Annotated in this window: 21 protein-coding genes; 7 read left to right on the plus strand and 14 right to left on the minus strand. The window is 56.0% G+C overall.

The features are described 5' to 3' along the window. Positions 1-5 precede the first annotated feature (5 nt). The 3 genes from FRD01_RS11380 to FRD01_RS11390 are packed head-to-tail and all read right to left on the minus strand — an operon-like array spanning position 6 to position 3,376. Positions 6-938, minus strand: coding sequence for a DUF5683 domain-containing protein (locus FRD01_RS11380; RefSeq protein ID WP_146959704.1), 933 nt, complete (start codon positions 936-938; stop codon positions 6-8). Further along, a complete protein-coding gene (locus FRD01_RS11385; protein ID WP_146959706.1) occupies positions 935-2,908 on the minus strand; it encodes a pentapeptide repeat-containing protein in 1,974 nt (657 codons plus the stop codon). The genes FRD01_RS11380 and FRD01_RS11385 overlap by 4 nt, the downstream gene beginning before the upstream one ends. 24 nt (positions 2,909-2,932) lie before the next feature. Continuing rightward, positions 2,933-3,376, minus strand: coding sequence for a hypothetical protein (locus tag FRD01_RS11390; RefSeq protein ID WP_146959708.1), 444 nt, complete (start codon positions 3,374-3,376; stop codon positions 2,933-2,935). A gap of 72 nt (positions 3,377-3,448) precedes the next feature. Between FRD01_RS11390 and FRD01_RS11395 the strand changes: the two genes are divergently transcribed. The 7 genes from FRD01_RS11395 (at position 3,449) to FRD01_RS11425 (ending at position 11,727) form a co-directional block, all read left to right on the plus strand. Further along, complete coding sequence (locus FRD01_RS11395; RefSeq protein WP_146959710.1) at positions 3,449-3,988, plus strand: YaeQ family protein; 540 nt, start codon at positions 3,449-3,451, stop codon at positions 3,986-3,988. Positions 3,989-4,125: 137 nt separating this feature from the next. Further along, the gene (locus tag FRD01_RS11400) at positions 4,126-5,085 is read left to right on the plus strand and encodes a hypothetical protein (RefSeq protein ID WP_146959712.1); all 960 of its coding nucleotides are present in this window, start codon (positions 4,126-4,128) and stop codon (positions 5,083-5,085) included. 29 nt (positions 5,086-5,114) lie between these two features. Beyond that, positions 5,115-6,122, plus strand: a complete 1,008-nt coding sequence (locus tag FRD01_RS11405) for a hypothetical protein (protein WP_146959713.1) — start codon at positions 5,115-5,117, stop codon at positions 6,120-6,122. Positions 6,123-6,157: 35 nt separating this feature from the next. Then, positions 6,158-7,849 carry a hypothetical protein gene (locus tag FRD01_RS11410; protein WP_146959715.1) on the plus strand — a complete coding sequence of 564 codons (1,692 nt, stop codon included), beginning with the start codon at positions 6,158-6,160 and terminating at the stop codon, positions 7,847-7,849. Between the two features lie 10 nt (positions 7,850-7,859). Then, positions 7,860-8,570: a lamin tail domain-containing protein gene (locus FRD01_RS11415; RefSeq protein ID WP_146959717.1), complete on the plus strand. Its 711-nt coding sequence runs from the start codon at positions 7,860-7,862 to the stop codon at positions 8,568-8,570. Continuing rightward, positions 8,567-9,859, plus strand: coding sequence for a phospholipase D-like domain-containing protein (locus FRD01_RS11420; protein ID WP_146959719.1), 1,293 nt, complete (start codon positions 8,567-8,569; stop codon positions 9,857-9,859). The genes FRD01_RS11415 and FRD01_RS11420 overlap by 4 nt, the downstream gene beginning before the upstream one ends. Continuing rightward, positions 9,856-11,727: a phospholipase D-like domain-containing protein gene (locus FRD01_RS11425; RefSeq protein ID WP_249756189.1), complete on the plus strand. Its 1,872-nt coding sequence runs from the start codon at positions 9,856-9,858 to the stop codon at positions 11,725-11,727. Before FRD01_RS11420 ends, FRD01_RS11425 begins: the two co-directional genes overlap by 4 nt. Before the next feature lie 16 nt (positions 11,728-11,743). Here FRD01_RS11425 and FRD01_RS11430 read toward each other — a convergent pair whose 3' ends face one another. From FRD01_RS11430 to FRD01_RS11480, 11 genes are all read right to left on the minus strand, one after another. Then, the gene (locus tag FRD01_RS11430) at positions 11,744-12,640 is read right to left on the minus strand and encodes a universal stress protein (RefSeq protein WP_249756190.1); all 897 of its coding nucleotides are present in this window, start codon (positions 12,638-12,640) and stop codon (positions 11,744-11,746) included. A gap of 12 nt (positions 12,641-12,652) precedes the next feature. Then, the gene (gene lpdA, locus FRD01_RS11435; RefSeq protein WP_146959725.1) at positions 12,653-14,059 is read right to left on the minus strand and encodes a dihydrolipoyl dehydrogenase; all 1,407 of its coding nucleotides are present in this window, start codon (positions 14,057-14,059) and stop codon (positions 12,653-12,655) included. Positions 14,060-14,164: 105 nt separating this feature from the next. Then, positions 14,165-14,581, minus strand: coding sequence for a hypothetical protein (locus FRD01_RS11440; protein ID WP_146959726.1), 417 nt, complete (start codon positions 14,579-14,581; stop codon positions 14,165-14,167). After that, positions 14,578-18,297: an efflux RND transporter permease subunit gene (locus tag FRD01_RS11445; protein WP_146959728.1), complete on the minus strand. Its 3,720-nt coding sequence runs from the start codon at positions 18,295-18,297 to the stop codon at positions 14,578-14,580. Before FRD01_RS11445 ends, FRD01_RS11440 begins: the two co-directional genes overlap by 4 nt. Further along, positions 18,294-20,093 carry an efflux RND transporter periplasmic adaptor subunit gene (locus FRD01_RS11450; protein ID WP_146959730.1) on the minus strand — a complete coding sequence of 600 codons (1,800 nt, stop codon included), beginning with the start codon at positions 20,091-20,093 and terminating at the stop codon, positions 18,294-18,296. Before FRD01_RS11450 ends, FRD01_RS11445 begins: the two co-directional genes overlap by 4 nt. Next, positions 20,090-21,274 (minus strand): TolC family protein, encoded by a 1,185-nt coding sequence (locus FRD01_RS11455; protein ID WP_146959732.1) that lies wholly within the window; start codon positions 21,272-21,274, stop codon positions 20,090-20,092. The genes FRD01_RS11450 and FRD01_RS11455 overlap by 4 nt, the downstream gene beginning before the upstream one ends. 171 nt (positions 21,275-21,445) lie before the next feature. Then, positions 21,446-22,324, minus strand: coding sequence for a hypothetical protein (locus FRD01_RS11460; protein WP_146959734.1), 879 nt, complete (start codon positions 22,322-22,324; stop codon positions 21,446-21,448). Positions 22,325-22,394: 70 nt separating this feature from the next. After that, positions 22,395-22,679, minus strand: coding sequence for a hypothetical protein (locus FRD01_RS24315; protein ID WP_249756191.1), 285 nt, complete (start codon positions 22,677-22,679; stop codon positions 22,395-22,397). A gap of 83 nt (positions 22,680-22,762) precedes the next feature. Next, positions 22,763-23,098 (minus strand): hypothetical protein, encoded by a 336-nt coding sequence (locus FRD01_RS11470; RefSeq protein WP_146959736.1) that lies wholly within the window; start codon positions 23,096-23,098, stop codon positions 22,763-22,765. A 103-nt stretch (positions 23,099-23,201) separates the two neighbouring features. Next, complete coding sequence (locus FRD01_RS11475) at positions 23,202-23,810, minus strand: A24 family peptidase (RefSeq protein WP_146959738.1); 609 nt, start codon at positions 23,808-23,810, stop codon at positions 23,202-23,204. Next, positions 23,810-24,610 (minus strand): GNAT family N-acetyltransferase, encoded by an 801-nt coding sequence (locus tag FRD01_RS11480; RefSeq protein WP_146959740.1) that lies wholly within the window; start codon positions 24,608-24,610, stop codon positions 23,810-23,812. Before FRD01_RS11480 ends, FRD01_RS11475 begins: the two co-directional genes overlap by 1 nt. Between the last annotated feature and the right edge of the window lie 2 nt (positions 24,611-24,612).

Below are 24,612 nucleotides of genomic sequence, written 5' to 3' on the forward strand. Positions count from 1 at the left end.
TCTCATCATTGGAAGGTCCAGTGAAATTGCACGGTCTCTTGATCGATATCAAATCCAATCCTTGGCCAGTAGCTTTTCTCGGTTTCACGGAAAAAATCGTCGGATAGTTTCTGGTTGATTCGCCCGGAATCCACGACGGCGTTGACGACATTCCCGACCCAAAAACCGGCGGTGATACTCCCGAGCACCACTGTCCATGGGATAGATTCCCAACGGTCCCAGGTGTACCAGGTCAAGGCTCCGAAGCCGCCGGTCAGAACCAGAGAGAGACCCGCGTCGATCCACCGGCCGTTATAGGCCTGACCTGCTCCTGGAAGCACGGCCGACATGGTGCCGGCCAGCCACGGGGTCTTGAAAGGAAGCTCATCATAAGCCTGGCGACGCGCGACGAGCTCTAGTGCGCGTGTCCTGAGTTCAGCGTCCGAAATCTGCACGACTTGGGACTCGACGAGCGCCTCGGCTCGCATCACTGCGGTCAAAGAGCGCAAGTAGAGGATCAGCGGACGTCTCTCGGACTTTGGGTTTTGCTCGAGCACCTTAGAGAGCCCCATATCACATTCGCTCCACGCTCCGGCGCCCACACAGAGTTCCTGAAGCGCGAGAAGTGTGGCCCACTCTGCCGACTCACCGCCCATCACATTAGAAGCGTTGATGAAGTTCTCAAACGCAAGTCTTGGCTGCTGATTCCGACTGTAGATTTGGCCGATCATCAAGGGCCCAAGGCTCAAAGAGAGCGAGGTATCGTCCAGCACCATCCAGCGCTTCAGCGATGTAATGGCGCGATAATCGTCCGCCTCCCCATAGAGTCTTAGTGCAATCTGGATTTCGATGGTGGCGAGCTCTTCGCGCACACTCTCGAAGGTCTGTACTTCGGGAGTTTGGCTAAATCCGGTGTCGCAAAGAAGGCAGGCTAGAATGAAGAGCCAGGCTCGTCTCACTCCTCTTCCTCTTTGGCCTCTTCCTCTTTATCCACGTCATCTTTAGGTTTTGTCACTTGGCTTTTGGCGATTTCCTCGAGCTTTGAGACATCTGGCGCGGTCGGCTCTGAGTGTGTGGCATCTTGGGCCTTAGGAATCGCCGGTGGCGACATCGCTGATATCTCGTCGCTGCTAAGCTCCACGGTAGGCTCACGCTTCCGAAGCGGGGTCGGAACACCTGTTCCCGGCAAGGTTTTGGCCGACCCTTCGATCTCGGGCTTATTGATCTTTAGCCCTGACTCACTGGACTCCTTGAGGCTCCCAGGCTTCGGAAGCTTAGCCAACGAAGCCGGGACGCTCTTTGCCCCCATCGCCTCACTGGCCTTTTTTGCAGCCGGCGATTTATTGCCCGTGGCGATCGCCGCGAGCTCGGAGATATCCGTGAGCGATGATTGTTCGTTGTAGCGCTGCGAGGGCAACTCTGGATGCGCAGGTGCCTCTTCCGCAGCGTTTTTCGGCGGTTGAATGCCGTCAGGCCAACGCGTGAGCAGGTCGTAGCGAACCTCTTCGAAACGTGCTCCGTCAAATTGCGCATGGGTCAAATCCACGTCGCTCAGGTCACATCGCACAAAGAGGGTATTTCTGAAGCTCGCCTTTCCAACCTTTGCTTCCTTGAAGTTCACACTCTCAAGGCGTGCGCCGTCAAAGGAGGCATCAGTCAAAGCGGCATGCGAAAAGTCCACATCGGAGAGTTGCGCCTGTGTGAAGTCGGCCCCTTGCCCACTGGCAGACTGCCCCTGAACGTTGCTCAGATGAGCGCCTCGTAGGTCGGCCGCGTCAAAATTGACGGAGTTTAGCGTGACACCGTTGAGTTGAGCTCGCTCAAGCACTGCCTTCGAAAGCTTTCCGCCCTGAATATCGGCCCCATCAAGCGTAGCGCCCCTCAAATCGGCTTCTCTAAGATCGGTGCCCGTCAGACGGACTCCGGAGAGGTTCGAGTCTTTGAGCACAGCTTTCAAGAGCGTTGCGCCACTGAGGACTGTATGAGTCAGATCGAGTCCGCTCATCGACGCACCGCTTAGGTCTGCGCCTTCGAAATCAGCTCGGTCCAAGGTCGCGCCACTCAAGTTTGCCCCAGACCATTTGGCACCGGCCGCAAGGATTCCCTCGAGCAGAGCGCCTGAGAAATCCGCTCCGTGCGCGGCTGACCCGGTCATATTGGCGTCGAGGCATTGCGCGCCGCGGAGCATCGCTTTTGAGAAGTTTGCGTCGTTGGCCTTCGCCCCTTTGAGCTGGGTGCCTTTGAGCTTCGCGCCCACGAAGCTCGCCTCTTTGATATCAGCACCGCTCAGGTCCGCACCTTCGAGGTCGGCATCATCAAAGCTTACGCCTCTAAGGTTCGTCTCTTGAAGTGAGACCCCGCTCAGCTCGGCCCCACGAAACGAGGCTCCTTCAAGGATTGCGCCCTGAAGGGTTGCATGACGCAAGTTCGCGCCGTCAAGAATCGCTTGGCCGAGTTCGGCGCCGCTAAGATTCGCCTTTTCAAGGTTGGCGCCCACAAGCCGAGCCTCGCTCAAATCGGATCCGCTGAGATCTGCCCCTTCAAAATTGGCTTCGTCCAAGTTAATCCCCTGAAGTTTAACGTACTTCAGGGTAACGCCGGCGAGTTGGGCGCGTGCCATGGAACCGCCTGAGGTGGCTGCCGCTGTTGGAGGGATGGTTTTGGGCCGCGATTGGGGTGGCTCAGTAGCCAGAACTCGGGGCTCGGGCCGAAATTCGGCCTGAGGGAGAGCCGGTGCCGCATTCAAGGCAGCAGTGAGCTTCTGGAGCTCCGAAAAGCCGAACGCGAGCCCCATTCCAAGAACGAGGTAGAGAATCTGTTTGACGGCGTCAGGCAAAGGCATAAAGCCGATGATGACGATGATCCCCAGACTAAAAAGCGTGGCGATCGCGGCGCCACCAAGAATCGTAAGGACTCGTTGGTTGGTCATGGAGGGCTCCCGGAAGTGTGAAATTTAACGTGCGGTTTTCGATACGATCGACGCAATCTTGTTGGAATAACTTCGGTTGAACTCCGCAAACGACCCGGAGGGTTGACTCATGAACCAGTTCGGCTGGTTCTTCAGATTCGGAACTGCCTTATTGCCCACAAAAAGAGCGATCAGAATGGACGAGCCCAGACTGAGCGCCAACACGATGGATAAGAGGCGCCGCATGCGTTCCTCGAAACGAGGTGCACTATGTTGCGTAAACGCACTTGCGCCCGTGACGAAGGGAAAGACGAACGCAAACGCGATGGCCAGGACCAGCCGCAATTGAATGTGGTCTACAAATTCCCCGGCCACGGCCCCAAAGACCAAAAAAGATGTGTAAATCACCCATATGGTAAGTGGGATCATCATCAACAATACAATGTATTCGGTGACGGATGCTTCTTCGCCTTCTTTTGGCTGACTCATTGACTGACTCCTCTGATTGGGGGCATTGTGCCGATGGTTTGACGCACATGCAACCCCCGACAAAGTATCCCGATGGCCTTAGGCGCAACTATCTATAAATTTTCGGTCTCCTTGAGCGATGTAGACCGTGGCGTCTATGAAACATTGGAGGCACGCCTAGCGCAACATCCGTCGGAATCGGACATTTATCTGGTCGCCCGTGTCTTGGCCTGGACGATTCTATGGCGCGAGGATCTGCAATTCGGACGAGGCGTCTCAACTCCAGACGAGGCGGATATCTGGGCGGGGCCCGATCACGACATCGCGCTCTGGGTAGAAATCGGGATGCCGTCTATGGATCGACTCACGAAGATGACCAAGCGCGCTGGCTCAGTGATCGTGGTCCCTCACAAACCTTGGGAGCCCAACCTTGTTCAACCCGAGAGCGTATTCGGTGCGGATCGTGTGCAAATTTGTGGTCTGGATTTACGCGTTCTTTCAGCGCTCGCCGAAAAGTTGGAGCGAAACAACTCATGGAACGTGCTCATAAGTGACGGACATATTTGGATAAGTGTGGGTGAGGAGACTTTCGATTGTTTGATTGAATGGGGCCGACTCGAGCCGGCCGGATGATATTTCGGGCATATTGGTGCGTGCGATTCGCAAAATGACACCCAATTGTAACAAAGCGTTCTATTGAACCTGCGTATCGAATCTGCTACCTCTTCGCCCGCCATAGATGATGAACCTGAACCAATTTTGAGGTCCCCATGTTTTTTGCTCGACGTTCACTTTTGATTTTAGCAGCTGGTCTCGCCATTTCGGCCTGTGGAGACGCTGACGATCCAACCAAAAACGGAAATAACACCGATCCAAACAACGTGACGAATCCTAATAATTCGAACAACGAGTCGAATAACGGAACGGTTGTGGACCCGAACAACACAACGATTGATCCGAACAATCCGACCAATAACAACACGACCGAGCCAAACAATCCTCCGATCGAGTGCGAGGTTCTTGAGAACTTCTACGGCCAGATTGGCGGCACAGGCGACGCGGGCGGTGGTGCTCCAACGATGGAAGCGCTCGATTACGACGCCAATCTCCAGGCTGTCTACGATTCGGTCCCTACCACTCAGGACGACACAGAGACCGAGGACGTCGATGAAGGCCGTGCTGACGACCTGACCATTGAAGTCACCGGTGCTCTCGTGACTTCGACCTACGGCGGAAACGTGAGCAACACTCGCTTCTTCCTTCAAGACCAGAACACCGCAATCCGCGTGTTCCTTGATCAAGGCGAGCAGCAAGCGACCCCAATCAAAGTCGGCCAGCGTTTGAGCTTCACAGTGACCTCGACACGTAACTTCAGTGGAACACCGCAGATCGCTAAGATCAGCGACCTCGTGGTCGACGAAGAAGGCGCAAACGTTCCTTACGCCGAAGCGACTGGAACCGATCTTACAATTGAGCAGTTTGATCGCATTGTTCGCGTATTCGGCACCATTGAGTCGGACAACGGCGAATGTGGTGGTGGAAACAAGTGCTACACGTTCAACCACGGCGATAAGACCACCACATTGCGTTCACGTTCGACGTTCCTTTCGGTTGGCGGATGCTACACCTACGTTGGTCCCGTCGGGGCATTCCCTGGCCCATTGGCAACCGGCGACAAGACCATTCAGCTTGACTCGGTCAACTTCGATTGGTTGTTCGAACTGCGCTAATCCGTCCCTCGCCGCTCTGAAGAGTGAACATGTCTCTCCACATTTTGTCCTCACGGGGCTTCCAACCCGTACTCGTTGCCCTCGCGCTCTTCATGAGCGCGTGTGGTGAGCCGTCCGACCCCCCGAGCGATGCTGAGCGCGCGCGTATTTTAGGTGATGCGGAGATCGTGTTCGTCGAGGAGAAGGTGGATTTCACCGACGAGCAATATGACTTCACGGGCCCAACGTCGATTCAAGCCCTCAAGAGCATCATCCCACCGAACGAATTCGTCTGGTACGGCACGAGCCCTGGCGATCCTCCTCCTTTCGAGGAGGAGGCAAACGGCGTTTACAAGTGTGGCTCGCGAAATCAAATTCGCGAGGTCTCGCAACTCCCAGCGACGATTGAAGGGATCATCACGCTCCAGCCACGCTACTTCCAGCGCACGGTTTATTGCGATTCTGATGAGCGCTTCTACGGAAGTTATTTCATCGAGGATTCAACGGGCGGCATCATGGTTTTGAAGGAATCCCGTATCGAGGATTTCTACATGGGAGACCGAGTGCGCCTGCGCGTGCGAGGCCTGGTCAAGTACTTCGATACCATCGCGGTCTTGGTGTCTGACGAAGAAGAAGTTATCTCAGAAGACAACCCTATCTACTATCGCAACACGAGCCGCGAGCTCGAGGAAGAGGACGCCTACGAGGTGCACCGAATCCGCAAGAAAGTGGCGTCGTTGCCCACAAATCAGAACTTCAATGAGATGTGTCTTATTGACGTGGACAACCCAGACCTCGATAGTTGCCGAAAGCCCTGTGCCTTCAACAACGATTGTGAGTCGGGGACGTGCGATTTTGGAAATAGCCAAAACGCTGTGGCCGGCTATTGCACGACGGATGAGGGTGAGTGGCTGGTCTCGCTCGACCGCGAAATCGGTCAACGCCAACCACGAATCATCAGTCGCGGGGATATTTTGGAAGTTACAGGGCCGGTGGTGAACTCCTTCGGGCTTAAGATATTGGTATCGCGCGCAGGCCAGATGCGCTTCGTCGAATAAGTTTTTGAGAAACGTTACTCAGTAGGTTTAGAAAGATGAAATCACGTTTGTTGAGTCTCGCTGGCTTCGCAGCGGTATTGACCGGGTTGCAACCTGGAATTCTCGTGGCTCAGGAAGATCCGGAAGTGGATATCGAGCCATCGTATGTGGAGCCAGACCCAGCTCAGGACTCCGCGGTTGCAACCATGCCGCTCGCCGAGGCTCCGGAGTTGGAAGAGGAGAAGTTCCAAGTGTTCTTCTCACTCTCGACTGAGTTCGTTGCTACGGACAATCAGGACTATCGCGATTACGAGCCTACTCAGCCTGAGCCGTGGATCGATATCTACGACACCGACGACCGCGCGAATATCTTCTACACGCGCGTCTCGTCTGGTTTTGGCTACCAGGTTTTGGATGATGTGGGCGTGCAGCTTTCATTGAGTCACTCCGGCCTTTGGGGCGGGGATAAAATGGGCGGTGCCAACGCATTTGGCGGCTTCCTCTTCATGGACCGCCTTTTTGTTGAATGGAATGCCGTCAAGTTGCCTGGCGTGGAGATCAGCACCCAGATTGGACGTCAGCCGTTTGAAATCGGCGGCGCCTATCGCGACTACTTCTTCGACGACGTGATCGACGGTGTGATTGTGGATATCGACCTCAAGAAGGGCGGCAAAATTCGCCTGCTTCCGGTCGACCTTTACAGCTCAACTTTGAGACCTGACGACGTAAACCTTGCTGCCGGAATTAATTCGGTGGGCACGATTCCTCAATCGTCTTCGGCGCGCTACGACGGCGATACCAACACGTTCCGAATGGGCGCGATCTATGAGAACACCGAACTGGTCAAAGGCCTCGAGCTTCGCGCCTTCGGGTTCTATGCGGATATCGGCGCTTCGGGCCCGCTTGGAACCGGCTCCGACCGGACCTTCGGTGGTGCACACGGAAACGTGGCAGACAACGACTATAACTGGATGGCAGGAACTCGAATTGGCTACACCATCGATGCGGGCAACTTCAAGATGCTTGCGTACGGTGAGTTCGCGCGCTCCGGCGGTCTCGATCGCAAAGCGACCAACCTCGGCCTCTTCGATGTGCTGACGGAGGGTAACGCGTTCGGTGCCGGACTTTTGCCAAGCCTGACGGTCAACGAGAACCTCGGTGTTCGTGGTCGCGTGCAATTCTTCATGGCCGACGGGGCTGACCATGCTGCAGATGGCGGCATGATGTTCAACCACGGCTTCGTGTCCTTCAAGGGCGCTCAGATCGGTGGACTTGCTGCAAACCGCATCGCGGGCTGGCACCCATCCGCTTATGTTGCAACTGATGGAATCTCGCACGACCCGCATGCGCGCGAGCGTAAAGCAGGGACCATGGTGATCCACGGAGGAATCGGCCTCGACCTCATTAAGAAGCTTTCGCTCGACGTCGATTTCTACACGTATGCTGATACTTCAGGCACGAACTACGACTTCACTCAGGCGATTACGGACTCGGCTGAGCTTCCGTTTGGCTACGATGAATTTGATCTGCGCGCTCAGGAACGCCTCGGCAAAAACCTCGGCTTTGAGCTCGATTCGAAGCTCGCGTTCAACCCGAACGACGTGCTTGGCTTCTACGTTGGGGGCGCCGTGATGTTCGCGGGTGACTTCCACAAGATCGAAGTAAGCCGCCGAGTAGGCACAGCGATCGGTGCAACCGAGCCTGACCTCTTCTGGGCCGTTTCTGCTGGTACCAATCTCACGTTCTAAGGTCCTGATTATGCGTAAGCTCCTATTCGCCGCTCTCCTCTTGGGAGCGTGCGACACATCAGACCCGGGGATTCCTGCAAGTCAGCCAGAATATCGCTGGGATTTTGACTCCTGCACATCCGGCGAGCGGGGAAGTATCACCATTAACGAGGTGAATTTCGCGGGAAGCGTGACCGATGACGGAACGCTTGATGCCGACGATATTTTCATCGAGTTGTGGAATCGACACCCTCGGCCGATCAACGTCTCCGGCTGGAGACTCAATGTCTACGGGAAGACTGAGGGTTACGTACCGGACGAAGGGTACCTGATTCCTCAGAACGACCGAACCATCCCAGTCAACGGCCATTTTGTGATCGCGAAGAAAGCCGATGGCGCATTTGGCGACATTGCCGACGTGATCATCGAAGACCTTGAGCTTGGAAAGTCACACTTCTACGTAGAGCTTCGCGATTGCGACCAAAAGCTCATGGAGAGCGCCGGGCATCGAGAGGTTCCGGTGTTCTCAGGTGGATACGATTTCGTGACATCACGCTCCATGGAGCGCGCACAAATCATTTTCCAGAACCGTGGAACCATGGCCATGAACTGGCATGCGTATTCGGTGGATCTCGGGTCAAACACCATTCGTGAAGGCTGGAGAGAGCGCACGCTCGCAAGCCCAGGAATGGCAAATAGCCCGGATTACTCCGGTTCATCAGCCTCGGGAGATTTCGAATGAGAAACAGCATCTTAATTCTGCTCATTTCATCTCTCGCCGCGTGTTCGACGGAAGAAGTCACCTATCAGTCGGCGCTTGAGACCAAATCCGAGTTCTTTTTGAACCGCGAGGAGGATGCGAGAGCCCGCCTGCTTCAGGAGATTCGCCAAACGCGAGATACAATCGACGTCGCCGCTCAGAGCATGACGGACGTGGAGCTTGCGAACGCAATTATCACCGCAGCTAAGGCTGGCGCCAGGGTTCGTATCGTAGGTGACGAAGCCGCGAAATCCGATGACGGATTCTCGCTGCTCGACGATTATCGCTCCGAGATCCTTTTCGACGACGACGATAATAACGACTCGACCTTCAGCGTGGTCTACGGAAACGGCGAGCTGAGGTATCTACCCGACCCGACGCTTTCGCCTCTCCTCGACAACTGTGGCTACGCCACAATCGGGGACAAGATTACGTGCCCGAGCTCAGATCCATTGCGTCCGCTCTCGAATCGCCTGATGGTGCGGCCTGACGAATACAACGTCATGAGCCATAACTTCATCATTCTTGGCGACCGAGTCGTCTGGAATTTCGCATCACCCTTTGACGACGCGTCGACAATCCCGTTGGCGTGGCGACTTGACGGCGAGATGGTGCGTGAGTCCTTCTGGCGCGAGTTCAATCAGATGCACGCCGGGGTGTTCGCGACCACGCTCTCTATCTACAACGGCCCAATCAAGTCGGGCGGTCAGTGGTCGCCGATCTACATCACCGAATTCGGTGAGTTCCACATGCGCTTTGGTCCACAAGAACGTGTGATCAAGACGCTCATCGACGATGCATACAAGTCGCGGGCAAACGTCTGGATCATGACCAATGATCTCAGCGAGCCATTCCTCTTGGATGCACTCGATTACAAGAAGCGAAACAACTTCGACGTGCGCGTGATCGTCAACCGTGACGAACAAAACGACGAGCTGGTCGGACGCCTCATCGACTTGGACGCTCGCTACGCCCCAGCCTCTCTCGACTATGTTCCGACGATGGTGGTGGTGGACTCCGAGCCCAATAGGCTTGGTGAGGTGGAGAAGCGCCGCATTCACGTGATTTCACACCCCGTGTGGAAAACCGGTGCGTTCCAAACCTTCCCGAGCACTCCAAACGATTACGTTGAAATCTACAAGAGTGATTACTTCACCGACGGCCTGATGTGGTCGGTGGTGGCGTATCCAGGGCAAGAGAACGTGATTTTGGATCAGATGAAACGACTTTGGGAAACCACATGGGCAGCGTCCACGGAGGTCGAACTATGAACATCTCTAAGATGATTCTCGCGCTCGGTGCTCTAGGTGTTTTGGTCAGCGGTTGTAACGACCCGGGCACCGATTATCTGGACCTCTTTACCGAACCTCGTGTTCAGATCTTTTTCAACGAGCCCGGCTCACGTGCCGAGGGTCAGCGAAATCTGAACCACGAAGATATTCTGGTGGAGCGCATCAATGCTGCAAAAACCTCGGTATCGGCCGCACTCTATGGTTTCTCGTCTCAACCTGTGCGTGACGCTCTGGTTCAGGCCCACCTTCGCGGTGTGAATGTGCGAGTTGCAGGTGATGCCAAGCACTTCCTTGGCCACGATTCGGGCTTTGAGGAGCTTCAGAAGCACCACGTCCCCATGCAGGTGGGCAACCAGTGGCATATTCAGCACAACAAGTTCTTCGTTATCGACACCAAGATCGTGTTTGTCGGTACAGGCAATATCAGCCCCACTGACCTCCACCGCAACAAGAACAACTGGGTGATCATCAATCACGATTATATCGCTCAGGATTACCAGGACGAGTTCGACCAGATGTTCGAAGGACGCTTCACCGCGTCCAAGCTTCGAAATGGGAACCCGAACTTCTACACAGTTGGCGACACCAAAGTTGAGGTCTATTTCTCACCGCAGGAAGATGCGATGGGACGAATCCTCGAGGAGCTTGAGGCTGCCGAGAACGACATCCACTTCACCATTTTCGCGTTCACCAAAGACCAGGTTGGCTCGCGATTTGTGGATAAGCATCGAGAATTCCAGGCGTGGAATGAGGAGAACGGCCAGGCCGACCTTCCTCCTTTCACTATCGACGATTCTCCAATGCAGCAGAAAAAGGTTGTTGGCGTTTACGACCGCAGCCAGATTCACGGTAACTTCCTCTATCACGAAGTCTATCGCCTGAACTCGAGAGGCATCCCTTCGAGAATGGATGCGAACGAGAACTCGCGTCTACCCGGCGATTATCAAGCAGGTGGTGGTCGCCTTCACTCGAAGACGATGATTATCGATATGTTCGGTGACAACCCGCGGGTTATCACGGGGTCGTTCAACTGGTCTGCTGCTGCAACGCTCTCAAACGACGAGACCATGTTGATCTTCCATGGTCGTCGTGTGGCCGAGGAATACTATCGTGAATTCCAAAACATGTGGGGTGGCGGCAAGCAAACTGGGCAAGCTGTCTGCAATATCATGGACGGCTACGTCGAAACGGGTAGTCCACTCTGCAGCACGGATATCGAACCTGGCGATCTGATTATCAGCGAGGTGATGTGGGATGGTTGGAATGGTCTGATCGACCCGTCTGACCGCACGGGAACTCGCGATCCGATTGATAACGACGAGTTCTTCGAGATCTACAATGCAACCGATGAGCCTATCAATCTTTCACTCTTCACGCTCAATAGCGCGTACGATGCGAAGATGGGCTTTACTCCGGGCACCGTGATTATGCCGGGCGAGTACTTCCTTGTCTTGGACCACAACCTCGTGACCTACTCGGACAATAGCCCTCAGAACGGCCAGCACGCCTACAACTCTCCGGATTTCGTGGTCAATATCCCGAACGACCCGCGGATGCCTCGTCTGAATCTGCCGAACTCGAGCATGTACCTTGAACTTCGAGATGCCAATGGTCGCGTGATCGACCGAGTTGGCGACGGTGGTCCTCCGTTTGGTGGTGGTCGTCGTGGTGATGGGTCAGGAATCGTGAACTATTCGATGGAACGCATCATTCGAAACGGTGATGGTGGCGACGGAACACAACGTAGTAGTTGGAAGACGTCCAATGCCCCACAAGGTGGAGAGCGCGTCAACGAAGAGTTCCGCGACATCATCATCGCGACTCCTGGCGAGCCAAACTCTCAATAGAGTTCGAACAAGCGACTTAAGTTCGTTTGTACAAGAGCACCGGCTTGTCCGATTCCCGAAGGACCCACTCGGCCGTGCTCCCCAGCACATGCTCCATACCTTTGCGGCCGTGCGACGCCATGACGATGATGTCGGCGCCATTGGCCTCTGCAGCGTCTAGGATGCCGCTGTGGATGCTTGTGACCACTTCCACACTCAACGGGTGAGCTCGTTCGCCAAAGCTCTCAGCGACGTGCTCAAGCTTTTTAGAAGCCTTCTGGATGAAAGGTTCCATTGCCTGCGGCCCAACACTTGGTAGCCCTGGATAGAACGGCGTGACCGGAGCTTCCAGGATGCAGTGGTAGAGCAGAATCTGGGCTTCTAGGGCCTGGGTGAGCTCCAACGCCAGTCCAAGCGCGGTATCGCTTTCGGGTGAGAAGTCGTGGGGGCAAAGGATACGCGAGACGTGAAGATCGCCCGCGCCCTGAGGCACCACAAGGACCGGCGTGGTCGCGCCACGAATGACTTGGCTCGCCGTGGTCCCGAAGAAGAACTTCTTGAGACCCGATGCGCCGGTCGCGCCAAGGATCAAAAGCGCCACGTCGTCTCGAGAGCTTGCGTCCACCACCATCTCAACGGGATGACCGAGCACCACCCGAACATCCACCCAATCCTGCAGCCCCAATGTCTCTTCTACGAATGCATCGGCCTGAGCGCTGGCCGCTTTCTTCAGTTCTTCTAAGGACTCCGGTGAATCGAAGAGCACATGAAGAGCATTGCCAGATGCACGGATATTTACCACGTGTAGCACCTCAACCCTGAGGTCCGACTCTCCGGCGAAACGCCCGGCCAGACGCAGTGCCGCACGGGAGGCCTCGGAGAGGTCCGTGGCCACCATGATGGTTGAACGTGGGTCGTTCTTCTGAGGCTGCACGATGGTCATAGGCTAGATATGGAGCGGGTGACCGGTAGCGGCGTGAGCGGCTTCGCCCACAGCTTCGGCCAGTGTTGGGTGTGGGTGAATGGTAGCGATGAGCTCGTCCAAGGTGCTCTCAAGCTGCATGGCCACAGTGCCCTCGGTAATGAGCTCCGTAGCCTTTGGACCCACGATATGAAGGCCCAAGACTTGGTCGTACTTCTTCTCGGACACGATCTTCACGAAACCATCGGTGGCGCCGAGAATTGCGGCCTTTCCGATTGCAGAGAATGGGAAAACGCCTGTGGCCACGTCGTAGCCCTTTTCTTTGGCTGCTTTCTCCGTGAGACCCACGCTGGCCACTTCCGGTGTGCAGTAGGTGCAGTTCGGGACGAGGCCGTAGTTGATTGGGCGTGGGTTGCGTCCAAGGATGTGGTCCACAGCGTGGATGCCTTCTTTTGAAGCCACGTGAGCAAGCCAAGGTGTGTTGAGCAGGTCACCGATGGCGTAGACCCAGTCCTCCGTGGTCTGCATAAAGTCGTTCACAGGCACAAATCCGCGGTCGTCGAGCTTGATCTTGGTCTTGTTCAGACCCACGTCTTCGAGCACTGACTTTCGGCCGATGGCCACGAGCACGTGCGAGGCTTCCAGCTCCTCCTTCTTTCCGTCCGCGCCTTCGACCTTGAGCTTCACGGTGTCTTTGACGCGCTTAAGCTCTGTCATTTTGGTGGACGTCAGGACGGTCATTCCTTGTTTCTTAAACGACTTTGCGACTTCGGCGCTGACTTCTTCGTCCTCAATTGGGAGCACGCGGTCCTGGAGTTCAATGAGCGTGACCTTGGAGCCGTAGCGCAAGAAGACGCTTGCGAACTCCGAACCCACGGCACCGGCTCCGAGCACCACAAGATGTTTTGGGATGTCTGGCAACTGAAGGATATCGTCAGAATTGAGGATTCGCTCGTGATCGACTGGCGCAAAGGGCATGTCGCGGCAAGCGCTACCTGTGGCGAGGATCACATTCTTTGTGTTGAGGACGGTCTTTTTCCCGTCTTTGTCGGTGACGCTAACCTTGCCTCGACCGTCAATACGGCCATGCCCGAGGTGGACATCGACCTTGTTCTTTTTCATGAGGTATTTGACGCCACCGGCGTTCTTCTGCACGACCTTGTCCTTGTAGGCGTGCATCATATCCATGTCGATTTTGGCGTCTTTGACCGCGATTCCGAAGTCTGCAGCGTGGTTCATCTTCTCGATGAGATCCGCCGTATTGAGCATGGCCTTTGTGGGGATACACCCGCGCAAAAGACAGGTGCCGCCGAGGCGTTCGGTGGACTCTTTCTCGACGATCGCCGTCTTAAGACCACCCTGAGCTGCGTGAATGGCTGCTACATAGCCGCCGGGACCACTACCGATAACTACCAGATCGTACTGACTCACAAGGGACTCCTTGAACTAGGACAAAGTCAACGCGTGGAACGTAGTTCGGCGCATTGGAACGGTCAAGGTGTACAAGAAGTAGAAGCGGCTTGTAGTCGGTCGATCTTAGTGGGTGTGACCGTCGTGTTCGCCTTCGTGGTCATGGTCATGACCGTGGCCGTCATCGGCTGGTGCTGCGGCACCTTTTTGCTTGAGCATCATGCCGCATGTTGGGCACTTTCCATCACCCTTTTCGAGGCTTGCGTACTCAACGGTTCCCATATCGCAGTACCATGCTCCATCAGGGATTTGCTCAGGTTTGACGGGTGGGTCAAACTTGGTGCCCTCAGCGGTCACTTCGACCTTAGCATCAGCCGATGCACCCGACTCAGCGGCCTTTTCTGGGGCTGCTGGCTCCGCTGGAGCCTCAGCTTCGGCGGTCTTCTCGTCCACCGGCGGATCGACGGTGGCGCCGTCGTCTTTCTTCTCACACGCTCCGAGCACAAGAGCGAACATCATCAACACGGGGATAAACAATTTCATGGGTCTTTCTCCTCTAATTCCGTGAGGGGGTTTCTTTGCCGCCACCATAGACGGATTTCCTGATCTGCGCAGTAAAGAACTGGCACAATAAACAAGGTCACAAGTTCAATAGCCATGCCGCCGAGGGCCGGAATCGCCATGGGCACCATGATATCCGAGCCTCGCCCCTGCGAGGTCACCACGGGCAAGAGGGCGAGCAAAGTCGTTCCGGTCGTTAAGAGGCATGGGCGCACGCGGCGCAGGCCAGCCTCAAGAACGCGGGCGCGAATCTCAGCGCGGGTATCCGGTGTAAACTCGTCAAACTGTTGTTTGAGGTACGTGGACATCACCACGCCATCATCCGTGGCGATACCCACCAACGCGATGACCCCAATCCAAACCGCTACCGAAAGGTTCATGGGTGCGACCTGAAAGAGCTCCTGCATCGATGTCCCAAAGACGTCGAAGTTCAAGAACCACGGCTGCCCATAGAGCCAGATAAGGATAAACCCACCGCTGACCGCAACCACCACACCTGTGTAAATAATAAGAGCACTAAACGTAGATCTAAACTGCAAATATAGAAGCAAGAAGATCACGGCGAGCGCGATTGGAATCAGGACTTTCAGGCGCTTTTCACTACGCACCTGGTTTTCGTAAGAACCTGTAAAAACATAGGACACACCAGCAGGGAGGACGAATTCACCCGAATCTATCTTTTCCTGCAGAAAGCGTTGTGCTCTCTCCACCACATCCGCCTCCGCAACCTCTGCCGTCTTATCGAAGATGACGTAGCCTGTGAGGAAGGTGTCTTCGGACTTGATGGACTGCGGGCCGCGTACGTACATGATTTCAGCGACCTGCTCGAGCGGTACTTGCGCACCAGAAGGCGTGGGTACGGAAAGCCGCATCAAGGCTTCAATCGAATCGCGGTCTTCGCGCATGTAGCGCACGCGAACAGGATATCGCTCGCGACCCTCCACCGTCTGAGTCAGCGGCATACCCCCTACTCCAACCTGAATCACGTCCTGAACCGCTTGAACGCTGAGCCCAAGGCGCGCCATCGACTCGCGTTTGAGTCGGATTTCGAGGTACGGCTTTCCTTCGGTACGCTCGGCAAAAACCGTTTCCGGCCGAATGCCTGGGACCTCTCGGAGTAAGTCCTCTAGCGCGAGTCCCACCTTTTCAATGGTTGCCAGATCCGGGCCGCGGACCTTCATTCCCATGGGCGCACGCATCCCGGTTTGTAGCATGACAATACGTGCGTTGATGGGCTGCAGGAGCGGCGCAGAGGTCATTCCGGGCACCTCAGCCACCGCCACAATCTCCTGCCAGATGTCCTCCGGGGTATTGATATGCTCGCGCCACTGCCTGACCCGTGTTCCATCGGCTTCGACTCTGTACTTCGGCTTGTAAGTCACCACGGTCTCGTACATCGACACGGGAGCCGGGTCGAGCGGGCTCTCAGCGCGCCCGAGTTTACCGACCACATCCTCCACCTCAGGGATGGTCTTGATGGCGGCATCCATCATTTGAAGCTGCTTTTTTGCCTCGCCGATGCTCGCGTGCGGCATGGTGGTTGGCATCACAAGGAATGAGCCTTCATCAAAGGGCGGCATAAATTCACGACCAAAACCCGGCACGCTATGTGCCACATCAACCACAACCTCGTGGGTGCGAACACTCTCCGGAAGCCACGAGAAAACCTTTGGAAACCCTTGCCACGCGGTCAGTCCAAAGAGCACAAAGAGGGCAGGCAGAGTCAGGAAAGTGAACTTATTGTCGAGCGTCCATCTCAAGACCTGGGGATAAACCTTGAGGAAAACTGTGAAAACCCCCATCAGGCCAAATATGATGGAGCCCACAAAAACGAGGTTGATGAGAATTCCGTCTTCCCAGCCAAGAGGCATCCAATTTTCGGTGAGCAGCCAAAGGATTGCCAAGACCGCAACCGCAATCTCAATCCATTTCGGCCACGGCTTGAATCGTGCCGGAGAGAGCGCGACCGCAAAGCGCACCGCGGCCATCAACATCACAAAGAGGCCCATCCAGACGTTGAAAAACGTGAGCACAACACCGGCACCGAAGAGCACCCAATCGCGGAAATGTTGTTGATGAAAAAGCGCGCGCACGCCCCTCTTCTCAAGGTTTTCTGGCGCTTTCCACACGATCAGGTGTGCCGCGGCAGGGAGCACAAGCACCGAGAAGAGGAACGCCGCCAACATCGCGAAGGTCTTGGTATAGGCTACGGGGGTGAAGAGTTTTCCTTCGGCATCCGTGAGCGCAAAAACAGGGAAGAAGCTCACGAGCGTGGTCAAAAGTGAGGTCAACACGGCGGGCGCTACCTCGGCTGCTGCGTCTCGAATCAGCGGGCCCCGCGGCTTGTCGGGCTCCTTCTCCAGATACTCCACGATATTTTCCGTGAAGACGATCCCCATATCCACCATGGTCCCGATCGCAATCGCAATGCCGGCGAGCGACATGATATTTGCGTCGATGCCGAAGACCTTCATGGCGCCAAACGTGCCAAGCACGCCGAGCGGCAACATGAGTGAAATGAGTATCGAGCTTCGGAGGTGATGTAGCAGGAGGAGCACCACGATGATCGTGACCAGAATCTGCTGCCATAGCGCCTCAGAGAGCGTATCGAGCGTCTCCTGAATGAGCTCGGAGCGGTCGTAGAACGGAACGATTTTTACCTTTGAGACGGTGCCGTCCTCGAGTTCGCGTGTCGGAAGTCCCGGCGAGATCTCGGCGATCTTCTCGTGCACGCGTTTCAAGACCGCCATCGGGTTCTCGCCGTACCTCGCCACGACCACACCTCCAACGGCTTCGGCACCTTCCTTGTCGAGAATTCCGCGGCGCTCCTTCGGCCCGATACTCACCCTCGCAAGGTCTCGAATTCGCAAGGGCGTCTCGCCGCGCAACGCTACGACTGACTCCTCAAGGTCTTTGGTATTCTTTACAAATCCCACACCCCGAATCACGTATTCGATCTGATTGATCTCCATGGTCCGCGCGCCCACATCGAGATTGGATTCGCGCACGGCTTTGGCGACCTCTTGAATGGAGATATCGTTTGCGCGCAGCGCCTCGGGGCTGACATCGATTTGATATTCGCGCACGTGCCCACCCACGGACGCCACCTCGGCCACGCCATCCACCGCGAGTAGCGCGTAACGCACCGTCCAATCCTGAACGCTTCGGAGCTCGTGCAGGTCCCAGCCGCCCACAAGTTTGGAATCCGGTCCAGGCGTGTGCCCCTCAAGCGTGTACCAAAACACCTGTCCAAGCGCCGTGGCATCGGGACCAAGCATCGGATTGACTCCGCCTGGAAGCAGACCTTCACTCAAGGAATTGAGTTTTTCGAGCACGCGTGAGCGGGACCAGTAAAACTCGACGCCTTCCTCGAAGATCACATAGATGCTCGAGAAGCCGAACATCGAGTAGGAGCGCACGGTGCGAACGCCCGGAATGCCCAGGAGTGCCGTAGTGAGTGGGTAGGAAATCTGGTCTTCAATGTCGCGTGGGCTGCGGCCCGGCCACTCGGTGAACACGATCTGCTGGTTTTCGCCGATATCCGGAATCGCATCTACGGGGACGGGATCTCGTGGAAAGTCGGAATCCCACGCAAAGGGCATGGTGTAGAGCCCGCCAAACACGAGGAGGCCCATCAGAATCAGGACGATGAGCTTATTCTCGATGAAAAAGCCGAGCGTGGTTTTCCAGGCGTTCATTTCGCCACCTGTTCCACGAGGTACGCTCCCGTGTTGACGGACTCCTCGATCTCCCCGCACATGCGCATCGTGGCGCCAAAGTAGGCGTTATCGATCTTGCCTTCTTCCTGAATCCACGAGGCGCCACGGTTGTTGAAGGCCATCGGGCAATGGGCCAACGCGAGTGATTTTTCGGTGGGATTCCCAAAGATTTTGAGAAGTCGTTCGATGGCTGCGCTCATCGGCTCAAACGGCGCGCGTGCGCCCTCGAGCGTAGTGGAGTTCCCGAGTGAACGCGCGGAGTAGAGGAGTTCATCACGGACGGATTTCCACGCCGCCGCGAAAAGCTGACGGTCGGCATTCCCCATGCCGATGGCCTCAACGGCATTGAGCATCGTCTGGTTGGCGGCGATCGCATCGGAGTGGGAATCTTCAGCCAGCGCCTTTTGAATCTGGAGATAGGCGTCTACTACCGCGGCGAGCTGGGTCTTTTCGTCGGCGTTGATTTCGACCACGTCGTCGAGCGGGTTCTCTTGCGTATCGTCGGCATAGGACATCATGCTCAACCCCCCCCGGATCTGCAGATCCGCATCGAGCGCAAACGCACCGTGAATCACCACGCGCTCAGCCTCTTGAAGCCCGGCCACAACCGGGTAGACCGAGCCCATTTTGGGGCCCAGACGCACCTCACGGGAGGCGTAGGTAGGGACGTCCCGACCTGGCACCTCCACGTAAACGATGCTGCGGCGGCCGGTGAAAATTGGGGCCGTTTCGGGAATCACGAGAGGAGCCGCGCCATCGCCGGAGCGCTCCACGGAGGCCTGAGCATACATGCCGGGCAGGAGTCGGCCGTCTGGGTTCTGGACTTCGACTCGGACCTTCGCCACACGGCGGCTCGCGTCGAGCACGGGATCGATGAATGCGATCTCGCCCTCATAAGCTTCCGGCAGACCATTGAACTCCAGTTTGACCCGTTGGCCGAGCTCCAGAAGTGCGAGGTCGGCCTCGTAGGCTTCGAGCTGGACCCAGACCGTGTTTAAGTTTGAAAGCTCGTAGAGCGGCTGTCCGGCACTGATATACGAGCCTTCCGCGGCGAGCCTCTCCACAACGGTACCCGCAAACGGGCTTCGAATCTGAATCTGCGTTCTAGGACTCGACTCGCCCTCCATCTTCTGAATCTCTGTGTCAGGGACGCCAAGTAACCTGAGCTTGGTGCGCGCCGCCTCGAGCGTGGTTTGCGCACCGCGCCGCGCCAGATCCGAAGCATCTTTGAGCCCCTCGACCTGCGCACGCGCCACAACAAGCTCACGATGCGCGGCATAAACCTCCGGACTATAGAGCGTGGCAATCGTCTGGCCTCGCCGGATTTTCTGACCGGTCACTGTGACGTGGAGTTTGTCGATTCGACCGCCGATCCAGGCTGTGACCATGCGTTTGGACGACTCGTCTTCGTAAACCTGACCAAGTAGGCGAAGCCGCGAAGACTCGTCCAGAGCGCGCAGTACCGGGGCCGTGCGGATGCGAGCCATCTTGAGTGCGTGTTCGCTGAATTCAACCTCATTCGGAGCGAGCTCAGTTCCACCGGGCTTAAGCGGGATGAGGTCCATGGCACAAATCGGGCAAAGACCCGGCTCGTTTTGTTTGACCTGTGGGTGCATCGAACAGGTCCACACCGTGCCATCTTCTTCAGCGTGGGCGTGCTCGTCGTGCTCTTCTTTCTCAGGGCTCGCGATGGAATAGCCGATGGCAAAAGCCAAAATCAGTCCAAGGACTACGGCCACTCGTTTGAGCCTGAATTTCTCGATCCATTGCTTCATGGCTCATTTCCTTGATGTAGTTCGGGGGCCCATTCTTTGAGTTCAATCCACGCGGATTGGTGTCGGGCTTTGAGTTCAATCAGCTTGAGTTTGAGCTCTACGAGGTCTCTCTGGGCCAGCAACAAAGCGGTCACGCTGCCGTCTTGCTCGAAGTCGGCCACGCTTGATTCGAAGGCTGCTTCAGCCTGCGGCACAAGCTCAGAGTTGTAGAGTTCAATCTCTCGGGCACTTTCGTTGATTGCGACCAGCTTGGCATAAATCATACCGGAAGCCTTTTGGGTAAACACACGCTCTTCCGCGTCCGCGGCGACTCTTCGCGCCGTGGCCACATCTTCCGCGGCACGGTAGGTGCCGCGCCAAATTGGAATGGAGAAACCGACCATCACCATATGAGGCATCTCCGTGTGTGGGCCGTGCTCGTATTCATATCCGACCGAAAAGTCTGGCATGCCTTGTGCCCCTGCGCTCTCCATCGCCTGCGCAATCTCGGCCTTTTGAGCGGCGATCTTTAGGAGTTCAGGATGCGAGGCGAGCTGCGCGGTGTAAGTTTTGGGATCTTGAACAGAACGGGGCGCGGGCAAGGTGTCAGGAGCTGAGTATCGCTTTGGATAATCATCGCCGAGAAGCGCGGCCATACGGGCCGAAACACCGTTTTCACGTGCGCCCAGGGCTTGGACTTCGTTTCTTAGCTTGGAGATTTGCAGCCCGATTTGATGCAGTGACGACGCCTTTGCCTGACCCACCTCCACACGCGCACTGACAGCCGAGAGCACTCCTTCCAGAATCTGAGTGAGCTCAGCGAGCCACTTTTTGCGCTCCTGAATCTCCCAGAGCTCAAGGGTCAAGAGCTCCACATCGCGTCTTAGTTCGCGGGCAAACACATCGGTTTGCGCACGCTCGACTTGAGCCCGGAGCCGCGCCTCTTCGGCCGGCCCAAGGACTTTTGTGGGCCACGGAATCATCTGCATGACCTCTACGCGAAACATTCCGGGCCAGTAGCCAAGCGTAACTTGCGGGTCGGGCCACCGAGTCATCGCGTCAGCTGAAACCTCAGCGACCTTTGCCCTAGACTCGATCAACCCAAGCTGTGGATGAGTCTCCAATGCACGGTCGACGTATTCTTCTTGTGCAAATGCCTCGTTCGCCACCAAAACCCCAAAGACTAATATCCAACGTCGCACATCGCCTCATCACAATTACCCGCACCATAGAATAGCAAGGCCTGTGCCGTAGGCCAGAAAAGGGCAAATTGTGTTGGTTATTGGACTTGAGGGAAGTGCAACGAAGGCGGGGTGTGGAGCGTTCCACAGTTGCTGTAGACTATTCTACAACTCAGCTGGACTCCGTCGAGATTATTCGACCAACCCTCTTTCTCTAAGACAACTCATCTTCTCGTCACACACATTGAGCTCGGCACACTCGTTGTAGAGAGAGCGCGCCTCATCGGTGCTCACGTATGTCAACCAAGCTTCGCGTTGTTGAAGCGTTACCTGGTCTTCACGAGCACACCCTTCAACGGCCCGAACTTCTAATATGACTTCAGTACCGACTTCGTAGGCGTAAGGTAGACGAAACGCGTCCCACTCACGGATCTCTTCGCACTCGGTATGCTCTAAGGTGTCAAGGTATGACTCTCGACTCTTCTCGGAAACCGGACACGTTTCTGCGTCACACGGACCCTGAAACATTTTGGCGCACTGAACTTCACAATCCTCAAGCTCTCCATAACAGCTCGAGTGACGATCGCAGATTCGTTCGCAGGTTGTTAGACCCGCGGGCACGCATTTGAGGTTGTCACTGCACTCAAAACCCTGAGCGCACGGTGCATCCGAGCAACTTTCCCAAGGCTGACGTGTCGAGCGGGGGGTATGCCTAACGCCAACCGGATTTTCCAGAAACCTTGGCGGTCGAGTACTCACGCTATAGTCCACCTGGTTCTCTTCCAGCGCACTCAAGGAATCTCTCCAAACGTAGGAATCACACATCGCCCAGTACTCATCACAATCACCCCACTCCTCACAATTTGAGGCAAAGTCAGGATGTGGATGTCCGAGTACAAAAAAACACGTTGGTCCAATGAGCTCCATCATCTCCGGTTCTTCAGATTGAAAAGTCATGGGCCAATCCATGTGCCAGTCGAAGGTCGTCTCTTGAAACTCCCATTCATTGCTCTGCACGTTGTCCGAACAACCAACAACGAAGAGTATGCCGACCAAAGTTAAATATCTCATACGATTACTTCCCCCCTCTAGTGTTTGCGGGTGGGTTAAGATTTCGAACAGTTCTTCAAGAGAGTAGCGTTTAGGACTCGAAGACCTCTTGAACAGATTCTGCGGTCACCAAGGCCTCGAGCCACTGCAGCAAACGGTGGCGATCATGGGTTCCTTCAAGAATCTGAATATGCTTTGGGTCAAGTGCAAGCCCTCGAGCCTCACAGACGTGAAGAATAGACTCTCGGAGCCCCTCTTCCTTGCCCTTCTCGATGCCCTTTTCGATGCCCTTCTCGATGCCTTTCTCGACACCTTCTTCGATGCCTTTCTCAAATGCCTCTGCTTTGAATTCTTCCCAAAATGTGCGTGTTCTCATGTCGAGCTCCATAAAGTGTTGCCTGACTCTCTCAGTTACAACTTCAGTGCTCGTCCACAGTGAGGTTGACTAGTTTACGGCGATCAACTCACAGCGAGGTCGAAGCTAAGCGACGCAGGCGATGCCACTGCATCGTCGAGGAGCGAAGCGAAGAGATCGTTGTGAGGGGGCGTCGTCGACTGCTCAAGATCACTGTGGACGAGCACTTGCATTGTATCAGAAATTTCGTCCATGTCCCGATGTGATAGCATTCCCGCTTCGTAGCTATCGATGCATTGATTCATCGTCGCCTTGTATAGCGGTTCGGCGTAGTCCTTCCTCGCGTGTATCATTGAGCAGAATAGCCCCCACCAGGGGTTTTCAGTCAACTGCTCAGGTGTGAGCATCCTGGGCGTAGTTGAAGGCCCGATCACCCCCATAGTGTCTCCTTAAAGAATCGCACCCGCAAAATTCCGGGCGTCTAATTTCTATTTTCGGACACTTTGGGAAAGCGTTGCGAATTTTGTTCAAAAAAGTTTGGAGCTAGGGATTGAATCCCAGAGACGAGACGTACCACGTCCAGAAGCCGGGCCAGGCGAGCGCGAACTCTGTGTAGGTCGTGGCAACGCCACCCAGGATGGCTACGGCGAAGGGGACTTTGTTGCGCTCATCGCGCTCAAGCTTTTCCTTGAGGAAGGCTTGTTTGTACACAAAGACGCGGTACCAGCCGCGTAGATAGCGGCCCATTCGCTTGATCATTTCCCAGAGGTAGCCGTTGTACGCAGCCATTCCGAGCCCGAGGATGGCGCCGATCCAGATGCTGTAGAAGACCGTGACAACCAGGGCGTGCACACCGAGCGTGGCGCCAAGGCCCATGAGGAGTTTTGTATCGCCGCCACCGAGCCAGCCGAAGGGCAGCATGATGAGGCCAATGACAAACGCGGCGAGTAGCGCCATGAGGCCGTCCAGGGTGCCGTCGAAGCCCATCGTGACAGTGTGGAGGACTAGTCCAATTGCGGCGAAGGGGTACGTAATCTTGTTGTAGACTTTACGTTCACGCCAGTCCGTCACGGCGCAGATGATGAGCACCACGGCAACAGGAATGAAGAGGAGGAGCTGCTTCCAGAGCTCCATGGCCAGAATGTCGTGCATCAGACTTCTCTCAGCAAGAGCTCGCCTGAGCCCTCGAAGACTTCTCGGAGTTCGCGCCTGCCGTCTGGCAATTGGTCCATGATGATATTGCCATCTCCGCTCATCAAGCGGCCAGCGTCAGTGAAATGGTGCCAGCAAAACTTGAGGGCTTGGTCGTGAATATAGCCCAAGAGGTGGCCGCGCACCACGGTGCCTCCGCGGTAGGAGCCCTCGATGACGGACGCGAACTGCCTGAAAAAGAAAACGCTGCCGTGGGGCAAGGTGGCTTCAGGGGTGTCGTTCTGAATCAGCCGGAACGCGTAATTATCAAGCCCTCTGTGGCCCGTATTGTAGCGCCGCGCCATGGTTCTGGCGTAGGGCCCGGCGGTCTTAAAGAGTGGATGTTCGCGCACGATATCTGGCGTGTCGTCGGCTTCAATCGTCTGGAACCCAAAGCTCGAGAAGAGCCTTCGAGCGCTGCCGGAATCCGTGTTGAGCCACATAGACTCGACGGGTTTTTGTTCCATGAGTTCACCCATCACGGTCGCGAGCAGACCTCCGCCGATTCCGCTGCCACGTGAGGGTTGCGCCACGGCGAGCGAGTGAATGATGACCTGCCTCGGGCCTCGAGTCCATCCCACACATGCGGCGATACCGCCGGCGCGCGTGCAGGCGAGCAGGTATTCGTGGGGTTGCCAGCCTGCGGACGACTCGGTCGTGACGGGTTCCAGCGCGCAAGCTTTAAGGAGCGGCGCCACAATTTTGGGGTCGTCTGTGCGCTCGAGTCTGTACCCAAGGCTCGTGATGTGGTCAGAGATCATGC

Origin of the sequence: Microvenator marinus, from assembly GCF_007993755.1 — a bacterium.
Taxonomy (GTDB): domain Bacteria; phylum Myxococcota_A; class Bradymonadia; order Bradymonadales; family Bradymonadaceae; genus Allomicrovenator; species Allomicrovenator marinus.